The organism is Streptomyces sp. CNQ085, from assembly GCF_022614595.1.
Lineage (GTDB): Bacteria > Actinomycetota > Actinomycetes > Streptomycetales > Streptomycetaceae > Streptomyces.
The window spans coordinates 1-5,854 of the sequence record NZ_JAJFAU010000156.1 but is presented as its reverse complement, the minus strand read 5'-3'; the positions used below and the strand labels follow the sequence as shown (position 1 = coordinate 5,854).

Here is a 5,854-nt window from a genome sequence, read left to right as displayed (position 1 = left end):
CCCCCGCCACGGCCGTGACGGCGGCGGTCCTCCTGCGGGGGTTGCGTCTGCGCCTGCGTCCCATGAGGTGACCGTATTGCCCCTTTCCAATCCCTGTCCGTCAATCATGCGCCCGAGACTCGTCTCGTTCGGGTGAAAAGAATCTCCCCGCCGACCGCTTCCCTCCTCTTGTCGTTACCGTGGCGTCATCTTCCGCGCACGATCACTCCGGCGACCCCCGCATGCAGCCCTGGCCACACCGGCCGCCTCCGTCACCCGCACTCCCGTGTCCCGCGACGTCCCAACGTCTCCCCGCGCCCGAGGAGCCCATGCGCCTGCCCCCTCAGCGAAGCGAGGCAACGCCGCTCCACCGCCTCAACAACGCCTCCCCCGACGACCTCCGAAGCTCCCTGCTCGCCTGCTGCGGCAGCCGGAGGTGGGCGGAGAACATCGCCGGCCACCGGCCCTACCCGGACGTGGAGGCGCTGCTCGCCGCCGCCGACGAGGCCAGCTACGACCTCACCGACGAGGATCTGTCCGAGGCCCTGACCCGGGAGCCCGCCGCCGGAGCCGGGTACGGCGGCCCGCTGTACGGCGGGCGGCACATCGCCATCACCGGCCCCGGCGCGCTCGCCGCGCACACCGCCCTGCGCGCCGCCCACGCCGCGTACGAGAGCCGTTTCGGCCACGCCTTCGTGCTGTGCGTGGACGGGGTGCGCGAGGAGGAGGCGCTCGGCCACGTCCTCACCGCGATCCGCACCCGGCTGGGCAACGAGGCCGAACAGGAGCGCGCCGTGGCCGCCGAGGAGCTGCGCCGCATCGCACGCGGCCGGCTGCTGCGGCTGGCCCGGGAGGGCACTCCCCCGAACCTGCCGCGGCAGCCGCCCCACCCCGCCGAACCGGGGGCCCGCGCACCGGCCCCGGCCGGTACCACGGCACCCCGCGGGACTCCTAGCCCGTCCGTGCCTGATTGATCACATCTGACCCCCCGGGGGAACCGTACCGACAGGACGTCGTTACCATGGCCATCGGCCGGTGGACCGTACCCGGCCGGGCCAGACCGACACCGAAGCCGGCCGGCCCCGTAAACCGCTCCCGGAGGGTATTTCCGTGCCGGCTGGAACGCTGTACCGCGGCCGGGAAGGCATGTGGTCCTGGGTGGCTCACCGAGTCACCGGCGTCCTCATCTTCTTCTTCCTGTTCGTGCACGTCCTGGACACGTCGCTCGTCCGCGTCTCCCCCGAGGCCTACGACGACACCGTGGCGGTCTACAAGACGCCCATCGTCGCGCTGCTGGAGTACGGCCTCGTGGCCGCCATCCTCTTCCACGCGCTCAACGGCCTTCGGGTCGTCGCCGTCGACTTCTGGTCGAAGGGCACCAAGTACCAGCGCCAGATGCTGTGGACTGTCATGGGCATCTGGATCGTGCTGATGATCGGGGCGCTGTACCCGGTCCTCGGGCACGCCGTGAGCGAGCTGTTCGGGAGCTGACGACATGGCCTACGACGTAGACAACCCCGCCCCCGTCATCGAGCCGCCCCGGGCTCGCACCGGCCGGACGCCCAGGAAGTTCACGCCCGGCAACTTCGAGATGCACGCCTGGCTGTTCATGCGGCTGTCCGGCATCGTGCTGGTCGTGCTGGTGATCGGCCACCTGCTGATCCAGCTCGTCCTGGACGGCGGCGTCAGCAAGATCAACTTCGCCTTCGTGGCCGGTCGCTGGGCCTCGCCCTTCTGGATGACCTGGGACCTGCTGATGCTGTGGCTGGCGATGCTCCACGGCGCCAACGGTCTGCGGACCGTCATCAACGACTACGCCGAGCGTGACGGCACCCGCTTCTGGCTGAAGATGCTGCTGTACACCGCCACGGTGTTCACCGTCCTGCTGGGCACGCTGGTGATCTTCACCTTCGACCCGAACATCCGCTAGAGCCGGGGCTGAGGCGCTTTCATCATGAAGACCCACAAGTACGACACCGTCATCGTCGGCGCCGGAGGCGCCGGGATGCGCGCCGCCATCGAGGCGACCAAGCGCAGCCGCACCGCGGTGCTGACCAAGCTCTACCCCACTCGCTCCCACACCGGCGCGGCCCAGGGCGGCATGGCCGCGGCCCTCGCGAACGTCGAGGAGGACAACTGGGAGTGGCACACCTTCGACACGGTCAAGGGCGGTGACTACCTGGTCGACCAGGACGCCGCCGAGATCCTGGCGAAGGAGGCCATCGACGCCGTCCTCGACCTGGAGAAGATGGGCCTGCCGTTCAACCGGACCCCGGACGGCACCATCGACCAGCGCCGCTTCGGCGGCCACTCCCGCAACCACGGCGAGGCCCCGGTGCGCCGGTCCTGCTACGCCGCGGACCGCACCGGTCACATGATCCTCCAGACGCTGTACCAGAACTGCGTCAAGGAGGGCGTGGAGTTCTACAACGAGTTCTACGTCCTGGACCTGCTGATGAGCGAGGTCGACGGGGTCAGGCGCACCGCCGGCGTCGTCGCCTACGAGCTGGCCACCGGCGAGATCCACGTCTTCCAGGCCAAGGCCGTCGTCTTCGCCTCGGGCGGGAACGGCAAGTTCTTCAAGGTCTCCTCCAACGCACACACCCTGACCGGCGACGGCCAGGCCGCCGCGTTCCGCCGGGGCCTGCCGCTGGAGGACATGGAGTTCTTCCAGTTCCACCCGACCGGCATCTGGCGCATGGGCATCCTGCTCACCGAGGGCGCCCGCGGCGAGGGCGGCATCCTGCGCAACAAGGACGGCGAGCGCTTCATGGAGAAGTACGCGCCCGTCATGAAGGACCTGGCCTCGCGCGACGTCGTCTCCCGCTCGATCTACACCGAGATCCGCGAGGGTCGCGGCTGCGGCCCCGAGGGCGACCACGTCTTCCTGGACCTCACCCACCTGCCGCCGGAGCAGCTCGACGCCAAGCTGCCGGACATCACCGAGTTCGCGCGCACCTACCTGGGCATCGAGCCGTACACCGACCCGATCCCGATCCAGCCGACCGCGCACTACGCGATGGGCGGCATCCCGACCAACGTCCAGGGCGAGGTGCTGGCCGACAACACCACGGTGGTGCCCGGCCTGTACGCGGCCGGCGAGGTCGCCTGCGTGTCCGTGCACGGCGCCAACCGCCTGGGCACCAACTCGCTGCTGGACATCAACGTCTTCGGCCGCCGGGCGGGCATCGCCGCCGCCGAGTACGCCTCGACCGCCGACTACGTGGACCTGCCGGAGGACCCGGCCGCGTTCGTCCAGGGCCAGGTCGAGGCGCTGCGCTCCTCGGAGGGCACCGAGCGGGTCACCGAGATCCGCAAGGCGCTCCAGGAGACCATGGACAAGAACGTCATGGTCTTCCGTACCGAGCAGACGCTCAAGGAAGCCGTCGAGGAGATCGCCGCCCTGCGCGAGCGGTACAGGAACGTGTCCGTCCAGGACAAGGGCAAGCGGTTCAACACCGACCTGCTGGAGGCCATCGAGCTGGGCAACCTGCTCGACCTGGCCGAGGTGACGGCCGTCTCCGCGCTGGCCCGCAAGGAGTCCCGCGGCGGCCACTACCGCGAGGACCACCCCAACCGCGACGACGTCAACTTCATGCGCCACACCATGGCGTACCGCGAGGTGGGCGCCGACGGCACCGAGTCGATCCGGCTGGACTACAAGCCGGTCGTGCAGACCCGCTACCAGCCGATGGAGCGTAAGTACTGATGGCCACTCCCGTCATGGAGAAGTCCCAGGCCGGTGCCGGCGGCACGGCCGCGGACTCCCCCTACATCACCGCGACCTTCCGGATCCGCCGGTTCAACCCGGAGGTCTCCGACGAGGTCACCTGGCAGGACTTCGAGCTGGAGATCGACCCCAAGGAGCGCGTCCTGGACGCCCTCCACAAGATCAAGTGGGAGGTCGACGGCACGCTGACCTTCAGGCGCTCCTGCGCGCACGGCATCTGCGGCTCCGACGCGATGCGCATCAACGGCCGCAACCGGCTGGCGTGCAAGACGCTGATCAAGGACATCAGCCCGGAGAAGCCGATCACGATCGAGCCGATAAAGGGGCTCACGGTCCTCAAGGACCTGGTGGTCGACATGGAGCCGTTCTTCCAGGCCTACCGGGACGTGATGCCCTTCCTGATCACCAAGGGCAACGAGCCGACCCGCGAGCGCCTGCAGTCCGCCGAGGACCGCGAGCGCTTCGACGACACCACCAAGTGCATCCTGTGCGCCGCGTGCACCTCCTCGTGCCCGGTGTTCTGGAACGACGGCCAGTACTTCGGCCCGGCGGCGATCGTCAACGCGCACCGCTTCATCTTCGACTCCCGCGACGAGGGTGGTGAGCAGCGTCTGGAGATCCTCAACGACCGCGAGGGCGTCTGGCGCTGCCGCACCACCTTCAACTGCACGGAGGCCTGTCCGCGCGGCATCGAGGTCACCAAGGCCATCCAGGAGGTCAAGCGGGCGCTGATCACGCGCCGCTACTGACATCCCCCCCCGGGCCACCCGCCACGGGCGGCCCGGGGCCCGGAAGAAGCGGGGAGGGCCCGCACCCTTGAGGGGTGCGGGCCCTCTCACGTACACGCCGCCCCGGAACCGGGAGACGGCGCCGGGCTCTGACCGCGCTCAGGCGACGCGCATCTCGACAGGAGCGGTGATCACGTCGGTGACCTCGGGTGCGGGAGCGTCCTCGCAGGAGAGTCCCAGCGCCTCGCGCAGGTTCTGCGGGGACTCCCCGATGGTCTCGCCCCGGGATGTGACCTCCGCCTGGAGGAGGGCGCGGACCATGCGTTCGGAGGGCTCCCGTCACGTGTCCGGACGGGGGAAGCCGGGCGCGGCGCAGACGGGTCAGGCCTGCTCGGAGGCGAGTTCGACGACGGTGATGTCGGATTCGGCGCCCACCCGCACCGGCGGGCCCCAGGCACCCGCGCCGCGGCTGACGTAGAGCTGGGTGTCGCCGTAGCGCTCCAGGCCGGCGAGGGTGGGGTTGGCCAGGCCGGCGATGTAGGTGGCGGGCCACATCTGGCCGCCGTGGGTGTGGCCGGAGAGCTGGAGGTCGACGCCGTGGTCCACCGCGTCGTGGATCATGACCGGCTGGTGGGCCATGAGGACCACCGCACGGGAGGCGTCGCGGTCGCCGAGGGCCTGGGCGAAGTCCGGGCCCTGGCCCTCCTCCTCGCCCGCGAGGTCGTTGACGCCGGCCAGGTCGAAGTGGCGCAGCTCGCGGCGGGCGTTCTCCAGCGGCTGAAGGCCCAGCTCACGGACGTGGTCGATCCACTCGCCCGCGTCGCCGAAGTACTCGTGGTTGCCGGTGACGAAGTACGAGCCGTCGCGCGAGCGGAGCCGGGCCAGCGGTTCGGCGGCACTGCCGAGTTCGGCGACGGTGCCGTCCACCAGGTCACCGACGACGGCGACCATGTCGGCGTCGGCCCGGTTGATGGTGTCCACGATCCGCTGGGTGTGGGCGCGGCCCAGGACGGGGCCGAGGTGAATGTCGCTGACGACGGCGATGCGGTAGCCGTGGGCAGCCCTGGGCAGCTTGGCCAGGGGGACGGTGACGCGCCTGAGCTTCGGGCCGCGCATCACGCCGTACGTGCCGTAACCGACCGTCCCGGCCGCGGCGACGCCCGCGGCGGCGGCCACCGTGCGGGCCACGAACAGGCGGCGCGACGGCCCGGCCGGCGGGCGCTCGTCCGTTCCGGGACCGGCCCCGGGGCGGGAGCCGGGGTCCGCGCCGTCGCGGTCCGCGACGGCCGTGCACACCGTCCCGCGGTCCTGCTGGGCCACGGCTTCGGCGGCAGCAAGGCCGAACTGCGCGACCAGGCCGAGGAGCTGGCCCGCTCCGGCTACGCGGTGCTGACCTGGTCGGCCCGCGGCTTCGGCG

The 5,854-nt window shown here is 70.7% G+C and carries 7 protein-coding genes; 5 read left to right on the top strand and 2 right to left on the bottom strand.

Annotation, left to right across the window (positions count from 1 at the left end; translation table 11 throughout):
* Nucleotides 1-308: 308 nt before the first annotated feature.
* From LJ221_RS20740 to LJ221_RS20720, 5 genes are all read left to right on the top strand, one after another.
* Nucleotides 309-953, top strand: a complete 645-nt coding sequence (locus tag LJ221_RS20740) for a 2-oxo-4-hydroxy-4-carboxy-5-ureidoimidazoline decarboxylase (protein ID WP_241718243.1) — start codon at nucleotides 309-311, stop codon at nucleotides 951-953.
* A gap of 136 nt (nucleotides 954-1,089) precedes the next feature.
* Entirely contained in the window at nucleotides 1,090-1,470 is a 381-nt protein-coding gene (sdhC, locus tag LJ221_RS20735; RefSeq protein WP_093661581.1) for a succinate dehydrogenase, cytochrome b556 subunit, read from the top strand.
* Between the two features lie 4 nt (nucleotides 1,471-1,474).
* Nucleotides 1,475-1,909: a succinate dehydrogenase hydrophobic membrane anchor subunit gene (locus LJ221_RS20730; protein ID WP_241718242.1), complete on the top strand. Its 435-nt coding sequence runs from the start codon at nucleotides 1,475-1,477 to the stop codon at nucleotides 1,907-1,909.
* Nucleotides 1,910-1,933: 24 nt separating this feature from the next.
* Complete coding sequence (sdhA, locus tag LJ221_RS20725; RefSeq protein ID WP_241718241.1) at nucleotides 1,934-3,688, top strand: succinate dehydrogenase flavoprotein subunit; 1,755 nt, start codon at nucleotides 1,934-1,936, stop codon at nucleotides 3,686-3,688.
* Nucleotides 3,688-4,458 (top strand): succinate dehydrogenase iron-sulfur subunit, encoded by a 771-nt coding sequence (locus LJ221_RS20720; RefSeq protein ID WP_241718240.1) that lies wholly within the window; start codon nucleotides 3,688-3,690, stop codon nucleotides 4,456-4,458. The genes sdhA and LJ221_RS20720 overlap by 1 nt, the downstream gene beginning before the upstream one ends.
* A gap of 138 nt (nucleotides 4,459-4,596) precedes the next feature.
* Here the strand turns inward: LJ221_RS20720 and LJ221_RS20715 are convergent, their stop codons facing one another.
* Nucleotides 4,597-4,758, bottom strand: a complete 162-nt coding sequence (locus tag LJ221_RS20715; RefSeq protein WP_241718239.1) for a type II toxin-antitoxin system HicB family antitoxin — start codon at nucleotides 4,756-4,758, stop codon at nucleotides 4,597-4,599.
* Between the two features lie 60 nt (nucleotides 4,759-4,818).
* Nucleotides 4,819-5,854: metallophosphoesterase (locus LJ221_RS20710; RefSeq protein ID WP_241718238.1), on the bottom strand; the 1,036-nt coding region annotated here is incomplete at its 5' end.